Genomic DNA, 19,564 nt, shown 5'->3' with positions numbered 1-19,564 from the left:
ATCATGTCCTCCGGCATACCCTACGATGACGCGCGCCAGCGCTACCGCCCCGGCATGGAGGCCAGCACGCGCAGCGACGACGTCCCTGTCGATGAACTCCTGAAGGCCTATCACCCTGACCATGGGCCGCATGCGCGCGTCACCCTGAGCGTCGGTGTCAATCGCGGCGAACCCTGCCAGCCTGATCTCGCGCGCCATCTGCAGGCCAACGCGCTGATCGATGATGTCGACATCGCCGGCGCGCAGCTGATGACTACCGATGTGCTGGTGATCGGCGGCGGCGGTGGGGGCTGCGCAGCGGCGCTCACGGCGGCGAAGCAGGGCGCGCGGGTCATCCTCGCCACCAAGCTGCGCCTCGGTGACAGCAATACCGTGATGGCCGAAGGCGGAATCCAGGCGGCCGTCGGCGAGGATGACAGTCCCCAACTGCACTTCGAAGACACGCTTCGCGCCGGACACTTCTGCGGCGAACCTGAACTCGTAGCGCAGATGGTGATGGACGGTCCCGATGTGATTCGCTGGCTGATCCAGCTCGGCATGATGTTCGATCTGGAAGAGGACCAGCCGCTCGGCGGCAATCTGTTGCGCAAGAAGCCAGGTGGCGCATCGGCGGCGCGGATTCTGTCGTATCGGGACTATACCGGCCTCGAAATGATGCGCGTGCTGCGCGAGGCGGTGGACCTCGAGCCCGGCATCGAGCTGTGGAACCGCTGCCCTCTGGTCGAACTGCTGTCCGATGAGCGCGGGGGCTGCGCCGGAGCGGTGATCTACAACCTCGAATGGCGGACCTTCGTGCTGGTGCGCGCACGCGCCGTGATCCTCGCCACTGGCGGCGCCGGGCGACTGCACCTGAATTCTTTCCCGACCTCCAATCACTACGGCGCCACCGCCGACGGTCTGGTGCTCGCCTATCGGATCGGCGCGCGCCTGCGCGAACTCGACTCGTTCCAGTACCATCCGACCGGCATCGCCTACCCGCACCATCTGGCGGGCGGCCTGATTTCCGAGGCGGCGCGATCCGCGGGGGCGAGACTCCTGAACGGCGAAGGCGAACGTTTCGTCGACGAGCTCAAGCCGCGCGACGTGGTCGCCTCGGCCATCCTGCGCGAGTGCGAGCAGGGGCGCGGGATCGAGCGCGAAGGCCAGGTTGGGGTGTTCCTCGATACGCCGACGCTCGAAATCGAGCATCCCGGCATCCTGGAGAAGCGTCTCGTCACGCTTCGCCATCTCGCACACAAGTGCGGCATCGATGCGGCGCAGGAGCCGTTCCTCGTTTATCCCACGCTCCACTACCAGAACGGCGGTGTCGCCATCGACAAGGACGGCGCCACGAACGTACCGGGCCTTTTCTGCGTCGGCGAGGTGACGGGCGGCATCCATGGCCGCAACCGGTTGATGGGTAACGCGCTGCTCGACATTCTGAGCATGGGGCGCCGTGCCGGCGCGAAGGCGGCGCAATCCAGGGAGTGGGTCATGGCGAGCCGCGCCGGAATCGGTCACGTGCACGCGTGGCAGAGAGAGCTGACGCAGGCGGGACTGCCGCTTCACGTTAAGGCGCCGCAGCTTTTTCCCGCCTATGCCCATTTTGATCTGCGCGTCGATGCAGGATTGCGCTCGAGCGCGCGCGGGCGCGTGATCGGCGGCATCCGTTGAGGCGAACCACGGAGCACGCGATGCAAACATTGAATCAGTGCTTGATGAGGGACGATTTCCGCGTCGGCGCCGACCTTGATGCGTGGTTCGCGTGCGGTGGCGGAGAGGGACTCGCCAAAGCGCTCGAAGACCCGGGGGCGATCATCGCCGAAATCGCCCAGGCCGACCTGCGCGGCATGGGAGGTGCTGGCTTTCCGGCGCATCGGAAGTGGGCGCCGGTCGCGGCCGCCCCTGACGGTGACAAGTACGTGATCTGCAATGGCAACGAGGACGAGCCGGGCACCTTCAAGGATCGCTTTCTGCTCGAACACACGCCGCATCAGGTGATCGAGGGCGCACTGATTGCCGCACTGGCGACGCGGGCCAACCATGTCGTTCTGTATGTCAATCCGCACCAGACGGTGTCACTCGCGGTGACTCGCGAGGCGGTGAAGCAATGGTCGGGTCACGCGCAATTCGCCGCGATCGAGAGCTGGCTTGGCGTGCCCGTGTCGCTTGCCGTGGTCCCTAGCTCGGGGTTGTACATCGGGGGAGAGGAAACGGCGGTGATCGCCAGCGTCGAAGGCGGCTTTCCGTTTCCGCGGCGCAAGCCGCCTTTCCCGGCCGAGCATGGCGTGCATGGCGCGCCGACCATCGTCAACAACATCGAGACGCTGGCCCATGTACCGGGGATTCTGCGCCACGGCGCGCAGTGGTACCGGGACCTCGGCGTAGGGAACGCGGCCGGAACCAAGCTGTATTCGCTCTCCGGCGATGTGCTCCTTCCCGGTCTGTACGAACTGCCGATGGGCACGAGCCTGGAGACGCTGGTCTTCCAGCACGGCGGCGGCATGCTGCAGGGCAAGGAATTCAAGGCGGTCTTCACGGGTGGTCCATCCAACACCCTGCTGACGAAGCGCGACCTCGACGTTGCACTGGACTTCGACTCGGTGCGCCAACGCCGTTCGCGTCTGGGGACGGGCGCGATGATCGTCGTGTCGGAAGGCACCAGCATCGTGCGCAAGGTCGCGGAATACGTGAATTTCTTCGCTCAGGGTTCGTGCGGCCAGTGCCCGCCATGCAAGGGCGGAACGTTTCAGATGATGCGGCTTCTCAACCGGCTCGACACGGGACGTGGTGTGCGCGCCGATCTGGAAGCACTGGAGAACCTGTGCTGCGTGCTTCCGGGCAGCGGGCGTTGCGGTTTGATCGACGGCGCGGTGACGGTGGTAGAGAGTTCGATGAACCAGTTCCGCGAGGAATATGAAGCGCTGTTGATGGCGTAGGGCCGAGACGCAGCGCTCGGCCCTAGATCTCCACCCGCGCACCCACTTCGATCACGCGATTGGCCGGCAGTTTGAAAAACGCCGCGATATTGCCCACGTTGTGCAGCATCACCGCGAACAGCCGCTCGCGCCATAACGCCATACCGTGCCCGCTTTTGGGCACGACGGCCGCGCGGCTCAGGAACCACGAGGTGTCGTGCGGATCGAAGGGGAATTCCAGCGATTTGTGGGCGGCCAGCGTCCGAGGCAAGTCCACTTCGTCCTTGAATCCGTAGTTCACCGTTGCGTGCCAACAGCCCGCGCAAAGCGGCCTGATCTGTACGCGCTCGCTTTCGGCCACCCACGGCACGCTCTTCGTTATCACGCTGAGGAAAACCGTGCGCTCATGCAGCACGCGGTTGTGCCGCAGGTTGTTGACGAGCGCGTGCGGCACCGCTTCGGCGTCGGGCGTGAGGAAGATCGCCGTGCCGCCCACGCGCGTCGGCGACGTCGCGAGCAGCGTAGTGAGGTACTGTTTGAGCGGCGTCTTTCCCGCCCGCACGCGCGCTTCGGCCATCATCATTTCCCAGCCGCGTCCCCATGTCGCCATGATCGTGAACATGATCCCACCGACCACGAGCGGGAACCAGCCTCCATCCACGATCTTGAGCAGGTTCGCCGAAAAGAACATCGCGTCGATCACGAAGAAGAACGAGGTGGAAAGCACGCACAGCAGCCAGTTGTAGCGCCATGCGTAATGCACGACGAAGAACGTGAGGAACGTCGTAATGAGCATCGTGCCGGTCACGGCGATGCCATACGCGGAGCCGAGAGCCGTGGACGAGCGGAAGCCCACCACCGCCGCAACCACGGCGACGAGCAGAATCCAGTTGATGCCGGGCACGTAGATTTGCCCGATCTCGCGTTCCGACGTATGCACGATGTTCATGCGCGGCAGGAAGGAAAGCTGCATGGCCTGCATCGTCATCGAATAGGTGCCCGAAATAACGGCCTGCGAGGCGATCACGGTGGCGACGGTCGCCAGCACGATCATCGGCACGATGGCCCATTGCGGAAAGAGCCGGTAGAACGGGTTTTGCACCGCGCCGGGGTTCGCCAGCAGCAGCGCGCCCTGGCCCAGATAGTTGAGCGCGAGCGCGGGAAAAACGACGCCGAACCACGTAAGGCGAATGGGCCGCTTGCCGAAATGGCCCATGTCGGCGTAGAGCGCCTCGGCGCCCGTGAGTGAGAGCACGACCGCGCCGAGCGCGACGAACGCTAGCCAGCGGTGATGCAGGCAGAACGCGAGCCCTTCCAGCGGATTCAGCGCGTAGAGCACGACCGGCACGGCCATGATATTCACGACACCTGCCACGCCGATCACGATGAACCAGAGCACCATCACGGGCCCGAACACGGCGCCGATGCCGCCCGTGCCGTGCTTTTGCGTGACGAACAGGACGATGATCGCGGCGAGCGTCACCGGAATGACATAGGTCTTGAGCCCAGGCTCGACGACTTCGAGCCCCTCCACGGCGCTGAGCACGGAGATGGCGGGCGTAATGATGCTATCGCCGAAGAAGAGCGCCGCGCCCATCACGCCTACCACGAGGAGCGCACGACGCAAGCGCGGCCGCGACGCGATCGATGACGCGGCGAGCGCGAGCAGCGCCATGATGCCGCCTTCGCCGTGGTTGTTCGCCCGCAGGATCAGCACGACGTACTTGAGCGAAACCACGATCATCAGCGACCAGAAGATCAGCGAGACGATGCCGACGATATTGAAAGCATTGAGCGCGAGACCGTTGGCGGGGTCGAACACCGTGGCGAGTGTATAGAGCGGGCTCGTGCCGATGTCGCCGTAGACCACGCCGAGCGCGGCCAGCGCGAGCGCCGGAAGAGCCGGTGAGGCTTCGCCGTGGTGGTCCTGCGCCGTCGCGGCGGTTGCGGAGCGTCCCATGTCTGCCTCCTCATACGAATCGCGCGTGCGCCGTGATGGGCGCGCCACGTATTCGCTAGAGGAAGTATAGAAATTTCGGGCGAAAATGCGCTTCGCGTCACCATGTCACGCGCGTGCCACCGTGATCGAACTCGCGTCGAATCCGCCGGGCAAACCGCTCACCCCTGCGCCGCCGCCGCAATACACTCCGCCAACGCATCCGCGACCACCGGCCGGCTGTGCCGGGGCCGCAGCACGAGCCCGATGTCACGCTCAAAGGTCGCGTCGCCGAGTTCGAGCGCCACCACGCTCGCGGGCCATTTGCCGAGCCCGGCCGTATTGGGAATCAGCGCGACACCCATGCCGCGCGCGACCAGTTGCACGATCGCCTGCAATTCGTCGAGCTCGACCGCGTCGCGCACGGTGAGGCGCGCGCGCCGCAGAAAGCGGTCGACGAGCCGTCCGCCGAACGACGCGCGGTCGTAGCGGATAAATGGTTCGCTGCGCAGCAGTTCGCGCCACGAGCGGCCGCCGCGCGCGAGCTTTTTCGGCGCGAGCAGCACGAACGGTTCGGCGACGAGCGTGCGCCATTCGAGTTCCGACGGCAATGCGAACGGCGGCTTGATGATGACGGCCAGATCGAGCTCGCCCGAGTCGACCTGGCCGAGCAGCCCCAGCGATACGCCCGGCACCACGCGAATCCGCCAGCCGGGGCGCTCGTCGCGAAAGCGCGCGAGCGCGTCGGCGAGCAGCGACACCTGCGCGGACGCGATCGCGCCGACCCGCAGCATGCCGCTTTTGGCGGCGCCTGCGCTGCGCTCGGAGAGCCGCGCGTAGAGCGTCATCATTTCCTCGGCCAACGCGAGTGTTTCGCGGCCCGCTTCGTTGAGCGTCGCCGAGCGCCCGGTGCGGTCGAACAGCTGGAAGCCGAGCTCCTCTTCGAGCCGCTGCATCTGCGCGCTGACGGCCGATTGCGTGAGCCCGATGCGCGCGCCCGCACCGGAAAACGTGCCGTATTGGCTGACGGCGATGAAGGTTTTCAACTCGCTGAGCATGATCAATTAATCGAATTTCGTGATGGTCAGGTCAAATATATATCGTTTCTCAGCATTTTTATTCATGATTAAACTGGGCTTGATGTGAGCCGATTGCCAGTCACGATCCATCCCCACACCCACCCAGCGAGTCTTACCATCATGAGCGTTGCCGAAACCGCTTTGCCGCCGTTCCATCTGGCGTTTCCTGTTCATAGCCTCGCCGCCGCGCGCGAGTTTTACGGCGAATTGCTCGGCTGTCCGGAAGGGCGCAGTTCGGACGCGTGGGTCGATTTCAATTTCTACGGCCATCAGATCGTCGCGCATCTGGCGCCGGACGAAGTCGGTCACCGTCACACGAGCGCGGTCGACGGCGACGCCGTGCCGGTGCGCCACTTCGGCGTGGTGCTGTCGATGGCGCAGTGGCAGGCCGCCGCGGACAAACTGCAGAAGGCCGGCATCGAGTTCATCATCGAGCCGCACGTGCGCTTCAAGGGCGAGGTCGGCGAGCAGGCGACGATGTTCTTCCTCGATCCGTCGGGCAATGCGCTCGAGTTCAAGGCGTTCGCCGATATGTCGTCGCTATTCGCCAAATAAGCATCGCGGGCGTTGACGCCAGCAGACGCATAGACGCAAATGAGAAGGCCGGTCGACCCCGCAGGTCGACCGGCCTTTTTGCATCGGAGCGAACGGCGGCGCGGAGCAAAATGCCGTGTCGTGCGAATGAATCTGAAAGCATGTTTCTTAATATTTCCAACGAAAGTCGCGCCGCGTATCAGCCAACGTTCCTTTAACTGCGCTTAACTTTATTAAACAAACGTTTGCTTGGCGCCTATTTCGACGCAAATCCGGCGCGAGCCCATCGCCGTCAAAAATAGTGCGTCGGCTTTCAACAAGCTTCCTGACAAAATCGCCATTTTCGCGCCATGCAGGCGTTGGTGCCAGCGATCTAGCATAAGCGCAGATTCAATCCCTCTCTCTCCCTCCACCCGCATTTTCCCGGGCCCGTTTCAATGTGGATCGTCAACGTAGCGCTTAAGCGGCCATACACGTTCATCGTGATGGCGATTCTGATCGTGCTGGCGACGCCCTTCGTGCTGTTCACTACGCCCGTCGACGTGCTGCCGGAAATCAACATTCCGGTCGTCAGCATCATCTGGACGTATACGGGGCTGTCGGCCGAGGACATGGCCAACCGCATCACGTCGGTCAACGAGCGCAGTCTGACCACGACGGTCAACGACATCGAGCACATCGAATCGCAATCGCTCCCCGGCATCGCGATCCTGAAAGTGTTCCTGCAGCCGAATGCGAACATCCAGACGGCGATCGCGCAGACGGTCGCTGTCGAGCAGGCGCAGTTGAAGCAGATGCCGCCGGGCGCCACCGCGCCGCTGGTCATCAGCTACTCGGCCTCCAGTATTCCGGTGATCCAGCTTGGCCTGTCGAGTCCGAAGCTCTCCGAGCAGGATCTGAACGACACCGCGCTGAATTTCCTGCGTCCGCAACTCGTGACGATTCCGGGCGCGGCCGTGCCGTATCCGTATGGCGGAAAATCGCGGTTGATCTCTGTCGACCTCGACACGCGCGCGCTGCTGGCCAAAGGCCTCACGCCTGCCGACGTGGTCAACGCGTTCAACGCGCAAAACCTGATTTTGCCCACCGGCACGGCGAAGATCGGACCGAAGGAATACACGATCGACATGAACGGCTCGCCACCGACGTTGGAAGGCCTCAACGACATTCCGGTGCGTACCGTCAATGGCGCGACGACCTATCTGCGTGAAGTTGCGCACGTGCGCGACGGCTTCTCGCCTCAGACCAACATCGTGCGGCAGAACGGCCATCGCGGCGTGCTGATGTCGGTACTGAAGAACGGCAACGCCTCGACGCTGTCGATCGTCGATACGTTGAAAGGCATCTTGCCGGCCGCGCGCGCGGCGCTGCCGCCGGATCTGCAGATCACCGCGCTGTTCGACCAGTCGGTGTTCGTGAAGGCGGCGGTGCAGGGCGTGGTGCGCGAAGCACTGGTCGCCGCCGCGCTGACCGCCGCGATGATCCTGCTCTTTCTCGGCAACTGGCGCAGCACCTGCATCATCGCGATCTCGATTCCGCTGTCCATTCTGTCGTCGTTGATCGTGCTGCACGCGCTTGGACAGACCATCAACATCATGACGTTGGGCGGGCTCGCGCTCGCGGTCGGGATTCTGGTCGACGACGCGACCGTGACGATCGAGAACATCGAGCGGCACTTGCACATGGGCACGAATCTGCACGATGCGATTCTCGACGGCGCCGGCGAAATCGCGGTGCCGGCGCTCGTGTCGACGTTGTGCATCTGTATCGTGTTCGTGCCGATGTTCTTTCTGACCGGAGTCGCGCGCTATCTGTTCGTGCCGCTCGCGGAAGCAGTCGTGTTCGCGATGATCGCGTCGTACGTCCTGTCGCGCACGCTGGTGCCGACGCTCGCGATGCTGCTGATGGGCCACGCGCACAAGCCGAAGGCGGGCACGAAGCCGAATCTGTTCATGCGTCTGTATCACCGTTTCGACGCCGGCTTCGAGCGCATGCGCGCGGCCTACATCATGATCCTGAGCAACCTGCTCGTGCGTCGCAAGATGTTCGGCAGTCTGTTTCTCGGTTTCTGCGTGCTGTCGATGGGCCTGTTCTTCACGCTCGGCGAAGACTTCTTCCCAAGCGTCGACGCGGGCGATATCCGCTTGCACATGCGCGCGCCGACCGGCACGCGTATCGAGGAAACCGCGCGGCTTGCCGACGAGGTCGAAAAGGTGATCCGCGAAGTCGTGCCGCCCAAGGAGCTGGGCACGATTCTCGACAACCTCGGCGTGCCGTATAGCGGCATCAACCTGTCATACAGCAACGCGGGCACGATGGGCACGCTCGACGGCGAGATCCAGATCGCGCTGAACGAAGGCCACAAGCCGTCGCAGATGTACATGGACAAGCTGCGCGCGATCCTTCCGCAGCGCTTTCCGGGCGTCGAATTTTTCTTTCAGCCCGCCGACATCGTCACGCAGATCCTGAACTTTGGCCTGCCCGCCGCGGTGGATGTGCAGATTGCCGGCGCGAATCAGCAGGCCAACCTCGACGTCGCGCGCAAGCTGCTCAAGCAGGTGCGGACGATTCCCGGTACCGTCGACACGCATGTGCAGCAGAAGCTCGACGAACCGGTGATCGATCTGCACATGGACCGTACGCGCCTGCAACAACTGAACCTGACCGCGAACGACGTCGCGCAGAACGTGCTCGTTTCGCTGTCGGGCAGCTCGCAGACGTCGCCGGGTTTCTGGATCAACAATCGGAACGGCGTCGAATACCGGGTGGCGGTACAGACGCCGCAGTACCAGGTGTCGTCGATCGACGAATTGTTGCGCACGCCGGTGTCGAGTTCGATGACCGGGCCGACGCAACTGCTCGGCAACCTCGTGCAGGTCTCGGCGAAGAGCCAGTTCGCGGAAGTCACGCATTACAACATCCGTCCGGTGATCGATCTCTACGTGAGCGTCGAGAAGCGCGATCTCGGCAGCGTCGCGAACCAGGTCGACAGGATCGTCAATCAGGTGCGCGGCTCGCTGCCGCGCGGTAGCACGATCACGGTGCGCGGCCAGGTTCAGACGATGCGCAGTTCGTTCTTCGGGCTCGGCGTTGGTGTCGCCATGGCGATCGTGCTCGTGTATCTGCTGATCGTCGTGAACTTCCAGTCGTGGATCGATCCGCTGATCATCGTCAGCGCATTGCCGGCGGCGCTCGCGGGCATCGTGTGGATGCTGTTCCTGACCGGCACCCATCTGAGCGTGCCGGCGCTGACGGGAGCGATCATGACGATGGGCGTCGCGACCGCGAACAGTATTCTGATGGTCGCGTTCGCGCGCCAGCGGCTCGCGGCCGGCACGCCGCCTCTCACGGCCGCGCTCGAAGCGGGCGCAAGCCGGATCCGTCCGGTGCTGATGACCGCGTTCGCGATGATCATCGGCATGATTCCGATGGCGCTCGGTCTCGGCGAAGGCGCCGAGCAGAATGCGCCGCTTGGCCGCGCGGTGATCGGCGGGTTGCTGTTCGCGACCGTATCGACGCTGTTCTTCGTGCCGCTCGTGTTCGCGGGGATTCATTCGTGGCTCGCGCGCCGTCGCAAGAACGGCGGCGGCGAAGACGGCGGCGGCAACGGTGGTGGACCCGGCGGCCATAGCGGCAGCCCCGCGCCGGAACACAGCAGTGCGGCGACGCCCGCGTAAAAGTTAAACGATGGTTGACTGAGATGACCGAAAAAACTCATGCATCGCTCGCGATCCCCACGCGGGAAACGGAAGAGGGAGAGCACCTGCTGCCGCCGCGGCAGCGCGAATGGAGGCGCGCGAAGATCGCGATCCTGATCGTGTTCGTGCTGCTCGTGATAGGCACGCTGCGTACCGTGATCGCGAACGTGCTGCAAAACCGCGAAGTCGCGGCGGCCGCGCAGCAGAACGCCACCCAGTACGTGAACGTCGTCACGCCGACGCCGACCGACGGCGGCGGCAACACGCTGCTGCCGGGCACCTTGCGCGGCTATGTCGAGTCACCGATCTATGCGCGCGCGACCGGTTATCTGCTGCATTGGCACGCCGATATCGGCACGCGCGTGAAGCAGGGGCAGTTGCTCGCCGAACTCGATACGCCGGAAATCGACCAGGAACTCGCGCAGGCTCTTGCACAGCGTCAGCAGATCAATTCGAGCCTCGCGCTCGCGAAGAGCTCGCTGGAACGCTGGCAGCAATTGCGCCAGCGCGATGCAGTGTCGCAACAGGAACTCGACGAACGGCAAAGCACGTACACGCAGGACGTCGCGAATCTCGCGGCCGCCGATGCGAACGTCAAGCGTCTGCAGCAGCTCGAATCGTTCAAGCGGATCGTCGCGCCGTTTGCCGGCGTGGTCACGCAGCGCAACGTCGACGTCGGCGATCTGATCGACGCGGGCAGCGGCACGAGCCGCGCGCTGTTCGCGCTCGCGCAGTCGGACCCGTTGCGCGTCTACGTGCAGTTGCCGCAGGCGTATGCGCAGAACGTAGCAGTTGGGCAGAAGGTCGTGGTGACGCAGGCTGAACTGCCGGGCCAGCAGTTCAACGGTACGATCACGCACATTTCCGGCGCGATCGACGTGCCCACCCGTTCGTTGCAGATCGAAGTGACGCTGCCGAATCCCGACGACAGGCTGCGCCCAGGTGCCTATGTGCAGGTCGCCGTGCCGGGCACCGCGCAGGCGCGCCTCACGGTGCCCGGCAACGCGCTGCTGTTTCGCGCGGAGGGTCCGCGCCTCGCGGTCGTCGATGCGAAGGGTAATGTGAGCCTGCACAAGATCGTGATCGCGCAGGACCTCGGTCAGCAGCTCGAAATCGAAAGCGGTATCACGCCGAGCGATCGCATCATCATCAACCCGAGCGATTCGATCGCCGATGGCGATCATGTGCAGGTGCAGCCGTTGCAGAAGAGCGGCAAGGGGGCGTCGTGAGGTTCGCGGCTTCACACGAGGCGCGCACGCGTGGCACCGCATTCACCGCGTTGACCGCCTTCGCCGGCGCGGCGCTGCTCGCCGCGTGCACGGTCGGCCCGGACTACCAGCGGCCGCAGGCCGAGGTGCCGCCCGAGTGGCACACCGATTCGTTCTGGCGCGTCGCCGCACCGTCGCATGCGCCGATCGCGCCGGACTGGTGGGCGGGCTTCGCCGACCCGACGCTGGCGACGCTCGAAACCCAGGCGCTCGCGCAGAACCAGACGCTTGCCGCGGCAAGCGCGCACTACGAACAGGCGAAGGCGACGCTCGCGAACGCCAGCGCGCAGCGTGTGCCGGAAGTCGATTTCAGCGCTCAGGCCTCGCGCTTCCGCATTTCGCACGACCGGCCGCTGACGAACTACGCGACGCCGACCGAATCGACGGTGCAGAACAGCATCCAGCTCGGACCGACGATCAACTACGACACCGATCTGTTCGGCCGCATTCGTCGCCAGGTCGAGGGCGCGCAGGCGTCGGCCGAGCAGTCGGCGGACGATCTCGCGAACGCGCGGCTCGTGCTGACGACCGATCTCGCCACCGACTACTTCTCGCTGCGTGAGTTCGACAACGAGATCGACGTGCTGAACCAGTCGGTGAAGCTGCAGCAGAAGGCGCTCGATTACGTGAACACCGAGCATGATCTCGGTTCGGTATCGGGCCTCGACGTGCTGCAGCAGAAATCGCAGCTCGATTCGACACGCGTGCAGGCGCAATTGCTGCTCAATCAGCGCGCGCAGTTCGAGCATGCGATCGCCGCGCTGGTCGGCGTGCCGGCCCCGCAGTTCGCGATCGAGCCGAAGGTGCTCGACATCAGGCCACCGACGGTGCCGCTCGGCGTGCCGAGCGATGTGTTGCAGCGGCGGCCCGACGTCGCGTCGGCGGAACGCGCGATGGCGGCCGCCAACGCGCAGATCGGCGTGGCCAAGGCAGCGTTCTTCCCGAGCCTCACGCTGAGCCCGGGCATCGGCTGGGAGAGCACCGAGTTCGCCAATCTGCTGAGCGCGCCGACGCTGATGTGGACGCTCGGCGCGACGGTGGGTCAGGTGATCTTCGACGGCGGGCGGCGCGCGGCCAACGTGAAGTTCGCGAGCGAGGGCTACAAGGCGACCGAGGCGAACTATCGGCAAACGGTGCTGAGCGCGTTCCAGCAGGTGCAGGACGGGATCACCGGACTGTCGGTGCTCGACGGCGCGGCGAAGCAGTCGCGCGAGGCGGTTGAGGACGCGCAGCGGCTGCTGTCGCTCGCGAACGATCGCTATTCGGGCGGCCTTGTCGCGTATCTGAATGTGATCGACGCGCAGGAGTCGCTGCTGACGAGCGAGCGCACGGATGTGCAGATTCACGGCCAGCAGTTGACGTTGTCGGTGGCGCTCGTGAAAGCGCTCGGCGGTGGGTGGGATGGCGGTGCGCAAGGCGGTGCGCAAGGCGGTGCGATGGCTGCGAACGAGGCTGGCGCACAGCAGACGGAGTCGCCAGCTCCTGCACGTTGAAGCGCCCCCCAGCTTCCATGCCGACAACGTGGGATCGGCATGAAGAATTAGGGGCGTTTCGTATAATGCACAGTTGACAGCTTTGCATGGGATCGGAGTAAGTGCATAGCATGGGACCGGAGTAGACGCTAAAGCGCCAACACCGGTCGACACGCTAAAGCGCTAACTCCGATCGACAGGGGACCTGGATGAAATTGCTGATTGTTGAAGACGAGCACAAGGTGGTGGACTACCTGCGCTCCGGTTTGACAGAGCAGGGCTGGGTCGTCGATGTCGCGCTCGACGGCGAGGAAGGCATGCATCTGGCCACCGAATTCGACTACGACGTAATCGTCCTCGACGTGATGCTGCCCAAGCGCGACGGCTTCAGCGTGCTGAAGGCGCTGCGCATGCGCAAGTCGACGCCGGTCATCATGCTCACCGCGCGCGATCACGTGAACGACCGCGTGCGCGGCCTGCGCGAAGGCGCCGACGACTACCTGACCAAACCGTTCTCGTTCTTAGAACTCGTCGAGCGTCTGCATGCGCTCGCGCGCCGCACGCGTTCGCAGGAGTCCACGTTGATTTCCGTCGGCGATCTGTTCGTCGATCTGATAGGCCGCCGCGCGACGCGCGACGGCGTGCGCCTCGACCTCACCGCGAAAGAGTTTCAGCTACTGAGCGTGCTCGCGCGCCGTCAAGGCGACATTCTGTCGAAGACCGCGATTACCGAGCTCGTGTGGGACGTCAATTTCGACAGCCACACGAACGTCGTCGAAACCGCCATCAAACGGTTGCGCGCGAAGCTCGACGGTCCGTTCCCGTCGAAGCTGCTGCACACGGTGCGCGGCATGGGCTACGTGCTCGAAGTGCGCGAAGAGGCTGAGTCATCATGAACCGCTCAATTGCCCGCCGGCTTGCGTCGATGTTCGCGCTGGTCGCGCTGTTCGTATTTACGCTCGTCGGCACGGGGCTCTTTCTGGTGCTGCGCACGCAGCTCGAACATCATCTGCGCGAGTCGCTCGACGATCGCACGCAGATCGCGCGCATCATCGTCCATCACGCGGTGAATCCCGACAAATGGCGGATGGCCCGCGAAAAACTCACCGACATGACGCCGCCCGACAGCAGCACCCTGTACTCGGTGACGAGCGCGGACCCGAGCTATCACTTCGGCACACCGGTGCAGGGCACCGTCACGAACAGCTGGTCCGGCGGCTACGCGCGCATCACACCTGCGGGCGGCGGCCCCGACATGCTGACCTCGACGGTGACCTTGCCGCCCAATGCCGGGCGGCCAGAGGTGCAGTTGCAGGTCGCGTCGAGCTATTCGCCGAACCAGCGCACGATGCGCGTGTTCGGCTCGGCGCTCGCGGCGCTGTCCGCGCTCGGCAGTCTCGCAGTGTTGCTGCTCAGCTACTCGGTCACGCGCATCGGCCTCGCGCCGCTCACGCGTCTGACGCGCGACGCTTCAGCGGTCAGTCCGAACAATCGCTCGCAGCGCCTGAACACCGCGTCATTGCCGCTCGAACTGAACGATCTCGCCAACTCGTTCAACGGCGCGCTGGAGAGGCTCGACGGCGCCTACGGCCGCCTCGAATCGTTCAACGCGGACGTCGCGCATGAACTGCGTACACCGGTCACGATCCTGATCGGGCAGACCGAGGTCGCGCTCACGCGCAACCGCTCGGTCGACGATCTGCGCCACACGCTGCAATCGAATCTCGAAGAATTCGAGCGGATGCGCGCGATCATCAACGACATGCTGTTTCTCGCGCGCGCCGATCAGGGCGAACGCGCGACCGGGCTCGTCGAGGTGTCGCTCGCGGCGGAAGTCGCGCATACGCTGGAGTTTCTGGAAATTCCGCTCGAAGAGGCGCGCGTGCATGCGCGGCTGCGGGGCGATGCGCTCGCGCGCGTGAACCGGTCGCTGTTTGGCCGCGCGTGCGCGAACCTGCTGATGAACGCGATCCAGCATTGCGAACCGGGCGCGTCGATCAGCGTGACGATCGCGCGCGGGGAAGGTGCGATGCGTGACCAGGTGCGCATCGCCGTGGCGAATCCGGGCGAGCCGATCGCGCCGGGCGTCCTCGAACATCTGTTCGATCGCTTCTATCGCGCGGAAGTCTCGCGCACCAATAGCCGCGAAAACCACGGGCTCGGACTCGCGATCGTGAAGGCGATCGCGGAGATGCATCGCGGCACCGTGTCCGCGCACAGCGCGAACGGCGTCAACACGTTCTCGTTTTCGGTGGCGGTATCGGCGATGTCCACCTCGGGCGACGTGCCGGCCATGCGCGCGAACGCGAATCCGACTGGCGTCGCCGCCAATACCGGCTATTCGTCGCTCGCGAAAGGCAAGTCGGCCTGAACCGGCAAGCGCGGCTTCAACGCCTGTTCGCTCGCCGATGTCAGCGTGCTGATGCGCACGCCCAACAGCCGCAGCTTGCGGTTCAACTCCACGCGGCGTAAGCACTCGGTCGCCGCGCGGCGGATTTCGGTCGCGTCGGCAGTCGGTTCGTCGAGCGTCAGATCGCGCGTGACGGTGCGAAAATCGTCGTAGCGCAGCTTGATGCCGATCGTGCGGCCCACGTAGCCCTTACGCACGAGATCGTCGGCGACGCGCACGCAAAGCCCCGTAAACGCGCTCGATAACGCCGGCCGATCATGACGCGGATGCAGATCGCGCTCGAAAGTAGTTTCGCGGCTGATCGACTTCGGCTCCGATTCGACCACCACCGGCCGCTCGTCGTGACCTTGCGCGACCTGCATCAGCCATGCCGAATAGCTGCGCCCGAAATTGTCCTGCAACAGCCCGGCGTCGGCGGCAGCCAGATCGCCGACCGTCGCGAGGCCGAGTGCAGTCAACTTCTCCGCGGCCTTCGGGCCGATGCCGTTGACCTTGCGCACGGGCAGCGGCCACACGCGCAGCGGTATGTCGGCGGGCGTGAGGATCGTCAGGCCGTCGGGCTTGTCCAGTTCGGAGCCGATCTTCGCGAGCAGCTTGTTCGGCGCGACGCAGATCGAGCACGTGAGACCGGTGGCCTGATGAACGGCTTCCTTGATGCGTCGCCCGATGTCGGCCGCTTCGCCCGGCACGTCGGTCAGGTCGATATAGATCTCGTCGATGCCGCGATCTTCGATGCGCTCAGTGAACGTCCTGACGGCCGCCTTGAAGAGGCGCGAATAGTGGCGGTATGAGTCGAAGTCGGTCGGCAGCAGGATGGCGTCGGGCGCGAGCGCCGCGGCCTTCATCATGCCCATCGCCGAAAACACGCCGAGCGCGCGCGCCTCGTAGGTCGAGGTGGTCACGACGCCGCGGCCCGCGTAATCGCGCAGCTTCGCGAAGCGTTTGCTGCCGTCTTCGAGCACCTGCGGCGCGCTGTTGCGCCCGCCGCCGATCACCACCGCGCTGCCGCGCAGCTCCGGATAGCGCAGCAGTTCGACGGACGCGTAAAACGCGTCCATGTCCAGGTGCGCGATGCGGCGGGGTGACGAATTCATGGGGTTGAAGCGGGCGATGGCGATAAGCGAGGGCTATGACGGCGCGCGTTGCAATCGCGCCAGTCCGTCATGGTACCTTGCCGCACGCGCGGGCGGTCAGGGCCGCCGCGGCCGGCCGCGTGCGCGTCGTCCAACGCAATGTTGAAAAAGCGGGTTCAGAAACTATTCTTGACTCTGACATCCGTCGCTTGTGCGCCGGGCCCAATGCGCCCCCGCGACCGCACCCGGCGGGTTTCGCCGCGACGGTTCACCACGGGGCTCGACAGATGATCAAGCGAATGTCGCTGATTTCGGCGTATATCGCACTCGGCTGCGCCGCAACGGTGCTGCCGGTCCTGATCAGCGTCCATGTCGCTAACGAAGACGTTGCGCGCCGCGAGCAGGCAGATTTGCGGGAATACGCCGCGAAGGCCGTGATGCGCACGGACCTCGTCGCGTATCAGGCCCGTGCGGCGATTGCGGACCTGCAGGCCGAGCACGCGGAGGTGTGTTCGCCAGAATACCTGCAAAGGGCTGCGCACGTGATTCTCAACTATCGCTACGTTCGGGATGCGGGGGCGATAGGCGACGGGCGCTATCTGTGCTCGCCGCTGTTCGGCGATGTACGCACTCAGGATGTCGCTTTGCCGCCGCCGCGCTGGCGAAGCGACGACGGCTACCTGGTCTGGTTCAAGCAAAAGAATCCGCTCAGCGACATGCGTGAGGATATACAGCTTGCGCGCGACGGCGAGTACGTGTCGGTCGATCCGCAGTCATTCGTCGATGTCATGGATCCCGCGGGAAGGCCGATCGCCACGATCAACACCGAACTGAACTCGATCGTCGCGATGTCGGCGGGCGCGGACGCCGAAGACATGCTCAATGCGTGGAAGCGGGCGGGGCGCATCGATAGCAGTGAATGGAATTACGCGGTGGCGCGTTCGTCGACGCGTTCCCTCGGCGTCGTCGTCAAGGGCCGGCGCACCAGCCTGCTCAGAGACTGGCCCGGCCTGCTGACGATGTGGCTTTCGATGGGCGTCGCCTTGGGCGCCGCGTTCGGCTGGATCGCATTCAAACGGATCTCGCGGCAGGTGTCGTTCCAGGCCTCGCTTGAATGGGCGATCTCGCGCAAAGCCATCGACGTCGTATATCAACCGATCGTGAGTCTCGCGACGAACGAATGCGTCGGCGTCGAAGCGCTCGCCAGATGGACTCTGAATGGGCGCGAGATATCGCCGAACATCTTCGTCGCGCTGGCCGAACAGCATGGCCTGATCCAGTCGTTGACCGACCTCGTGCTGGAAAAAACGCTCGCCGATCTGACGGAGCTATTGCGTTCGCGGCCGTTGTTCTACGTGTCGGTCAACGTGAGCGGCGACGATCTGTGCACGCCGCGCTTTCTGGACCTCATCACCGCAAAACTCGCCGGAACCGGCATACGCCCCGCCCAGATCAGGATCGAGGCGACGGAGCGCAGCTTCCTGAACGCCGATGCGACCCGGCAGACGATAGCGGCCTTCAGAAGCGCCGGCCACCCGATCTATATCGACGATTTCGGCACCGGCTATTCGAGCCTCGCCTATTTGCAGACCTTCAGGATCGACGTTCTGAAGATCGACAAATCGTTCGTCGACACGATCGCCCAGGACGCGGCGTCGAGCATCGTGGCACCGCATATCATCGACATGGCGCACGCATTGGGCGTGGAAATCGTTGCGGAAGGGATTGAGCGTACCGAGCAGGTCGAGTATCTCGTGCGGCGGGGCGTTCAGTACGGACAGGGCTGGCTGTTTGCGAAACCCATGCGCCGCTCGGAACTGATCGCGTGGCTCGAAGCGCGCCGCGCGTCGCATGCGCCGGCGCAGCCTGCGATCCAGTAGGGCGCACCCGGCAGCGCCGGGTGCGGGGCGAGGCAATTACTGTTTGATGCCTTCGGCCTGGATATTCAGCGTGGTCTTCATGTTGAAGCCGTACGCCTTGCCGAAGTCGATGCCGAAATCGTCGCGATTGAACGTCGCGGTCGATTCGGTGCCGCACACTTCACGCTTGAGCATCGGGTGCTGGATGCACTTGAACGATTCGATCTTGAGGTTGACCGGCTTTGTGATGCCGTGCATCGTCAGCGTGCCGATCACTTCGACCGGCTTGTCGCCTTCGAAACGGATCTGCGTGCCCTTGTAGACGGCGGTGGGGTACTTCGCGGTGTCGAAGAACTTGTCGCCGACCAGTTCCTCGTTGAGCTTGTCGTTGCCGATGCCGACCGAGGTCAGGTCGATCGTCGCGTCGACCGTGCCGGTCTTCGCCGCGCGATCGAGCACGACGGTGCCGCTGGCTTTCTGGAACTTGCCGCGCCAGATCGACAGGCCGCCGAAGTGGTCGGCCTCGAAGCTCGGCGACGTGTGTGTCGGATCGAGCTGGTAGGTTTCGGCGGCGGCCATCGCGTTGAACGACAATGCAGCGGCGAGCGCGCCGGCGGCGAACAGGAAGGATTTCTTCAAGGTGGACTCCAGAGGTCTAAGGGTAATGCGGTGCCGTGGCGTTGTAGGTTATTTCTTCGCCGCGACCAGATGAAATTTGATGACGACTTCGTCGGCAACCACCGACGTGTCTTTCCATTCGCCGGTGCCGACGTCGAACTGCGTGCGCTTGATCGGCAGCGAGCCGTCGAAGGTTTGCGTAGCGCCCTGGCTCGCGATCGAGACCGGCACGACGACCGTTTGCGATTTGCCCTTGATCGTCAGCTTGCCGGTCACCTTGTACTGGTTGCCGCCGGCCGGCGCGATCGAGCTCGATACGAAGGTCGCGCTCGGGAAGGCGCCGCTGTCGAACCATTCCTTGCCTTGCGCCTGTTTGTTGTAGTCGTCGGCGCCGAGGTCGTAGCTCGCGGTGTCGATCGAGACGCTCGCGTTGCCCGCGGCCGGCTTCGCCGGATCGAAATTCAGTTGCGCGGAGAACTTCCTGAACTTGCCGTCGACGGGCACGTTCATCTGTTTGGTCGTGGCGATGACGCTGCTCTTCGCGAGGTCGACATCGGCGTGCGCGAAGTTCGCACCGAACAGCGCAAGCGCCGTGAAGGAGGCGAGCGTCGCGCGGCGAGCGGAGTGATAAATGGGTGTCTTCATGATGGTACGCATCCTATCCGAGCCGCACGGTGTGATTGCAAACCGCGAGGAATTTGATTGCCAACAAGTTGTAGC

General features: G+C 64.4%; 14 protein-coding genes. 9 read left to right on the top strand and 5 right to left on the bottom strand.

Features of this window, described 5'->3' with window-relative positions; all coding sequences use genetic code 11:
- Positions 1-3 precede the first annotated feature (3 nt).
- Positions 4-1,653, top strand: coding sequence for an FAD-binding protein (locus L0U81_RS23335; protein ID WP_233805944.1), 1,650 nt, complete (start codon positions 4-6; stop codon positions 1,651-1,653).
- A 20-nt stretch (positions 1,654-1,673) separates the two neighbouring features.
- Positions 1,674-2,918, top strand: a complete 1,245-nt coding sequence (locus L0U81_RS23330) for a complex I 51 kDa subunit family protein (protein WP_233805942.1) — start codon at positions 1,674-1,676, stop codon at positions 2,916-2,918.
- A 22-nt stretch (positions 2,919-2,940) separates the two neighbouring features.
- Here L0U81_RS23330 and L0U81_RS23325 read toward each other — a convergent pair whose 3' ends face one another.
- Positions 2,941-4,857: a potassium transporter Kup gene (locus L0U81_RS23325; protein ID WP_233805940.1), complete on the bottom strand. Its 1,917-nt coding sequence runs from the start codon at positions 4,855-4,857 to the stop codon at positions 2,941-2,943.
- Between the two features lie 158 nt (positions 4,858-5,015).
- Positions 5,016-5,891, bottom strand: coding sequence for a LysR family transcriptional regulator (locus L0U81_RS23320; protein ID WP_233805938.1), 876 nt, complete (start codon positions 5,889-5,891; stop codon positions 5,016-5,018).
- Positions 5,892-6,032: 141 nt separating this feature from the next.
- On the opposite strand from L0U81_RS23320, the gene L0U81_RS23315 reads away from it, so the two are divergent.
- The 6 genes from L0U81_RS23315 (at position 6,033) to L0U81_RS23290 (ending at position 15,255) form a co-directional block, all read left to right on the top strand.
- The gene (locus tag L0U81_RS23315; protein ID WP_233805936.1) at positions 6,033-6,467 is read left to right on the top strand and encodes a VOC family protein; all 435 of its coding nucleotides are present in this window, start codon (positions 6,033-6,035) and stop codon (positions 6,465-6,467) included.
- Between the two features lie 416 nt (positions 6,468-6,883).
- Positions 6,884-10,123, top strand: a complete 3,240-nt coding sequence (locus L0U81_RS23310; protein ID WP_233805934.1) for an efflux RND transporter permease subunit — start codon at positions 6,884-6,886, stop codon at positions 10,121-10,123.
- A 23-nt stretch (positions 10,124-10,146) separates the two neighbouring features.
- A complete protein-coding gene (locus L0U81_RS23305) occupies positions 10,147-11,373 on the top strand; it encodes an efflux RND transporter periplasmic adaptor subunit (RefSeq protein WP_233805919.1) in 1,227 nt (408 codons plus the stop codon).
- Complete coding sequence (locus L0U81_RS23300; protein ID WP_442793445.1) at positions 11,370-12,905, top strand: efflux transporter outer membrane subunit; 1,536 nt, start codon at positions 11,370-11,372, stop codon at positions 12,903-12,905. Before L0U81_RS23305 ends, L0U81_RS23300 begins: the two co-directional genes overlap by 4 nt.
- Positions 12,906-13,093: 188 nt before the next feature.
- Positions 13,094-13,780 (top strand): heavy metal response regulator transcription factor, encoded by a 687-nt coding sequence (locus L0U81_RS23295; protein ID WP_042328199.1) that lies wholly within the window; start codon positions 13,094-13,096, stop codon positions 13,778-13,780.
- Entirely contained in the window at positions 13,777-15,255 is a 1,479-nt protein-coding gene (locus L0U81_RS23290; RefSeq protein ID WP_233805917.1) for a heavy metal sensor histidine kinase, read from the top strand. Before L0U81_RS23295 ends, L0U81_RS23290 begins: the two co-directional genes overlap by 4 nt.
- Here L0U81_RS23290 and dinB read toward each other — a convergent pair.
- A complete protein-coding gene (gene dinB / locus L0U81_RS23285) occupies positions 15,222-16,388 on the bottom strand; it encodes a DNA polymerase IV (protein WP_233805915.1) in 1,167 nt (388 codons plus the stop codon). The two genes, L0U81_RS23290 and dinB, sit on opposite strands and share 34 nt — an antisense overlap.
- Positions 16,389-16,666: 278 nt before the next feature.
- Here dinB and L0U81_RS23280 point away from each other — a divergent pair, with 278 nt between their 5' ends.
- Entirely contained in the window at positions 16,667-18,247 is a 1,581-nt protein-coding gene (locus L0U81_RS23280) for an EAL domain-containing protein (protein ID WP_233805907.1), read from the top strand.
- A 36-nt stretch (positions 18,248-18,283) separates the two neighbouring features.
- Here L0U81_RS23280 and L0U81_RS23275 read toward each other — a convergent pair whose 3' ends face one another.
- Together L0U81_RS23275 and L0U81_RS23270 are read right to left on the bottom strand one after the other, a co-directional pair.
- Positions 18,284-18,865 (bottom strand): YceI family protein, encoded by a 582-nt coding sequence (locus L0U81_RS23275; protein WP_233805905.1) that lies wholly within the window; start codon positions 18,863-18,865, stop codon positions 18,284-18,286.
- A gap of 48 nt (positions 18,866-18,913) precedes the next feature.
- A complete protein-coding gene (locus L0U81_RS23270) occupies positions 18,914-19,489 on the bottom strand; it encodes a YceI family protein (RefSeq protein WP_233805903.1) in 576 nt (191 codons plus the stop codon).
- Positions 19,490-19,564: the final 75 nt, after the last annotated feature.

Origin of the sequence: Paraburkholderia sp. HP33-1, assembly GCF_021390595.1 — a bacterium.
Classification (GTDB): Bacteria; Pseudomonadota; Gammaproteobacteria; order Burkholderiales; family Burkholderiaceae; genus Paraburkholderia.
This window is presented reverse-complemented; position numbering and strand designations above follow the sequence as displayed.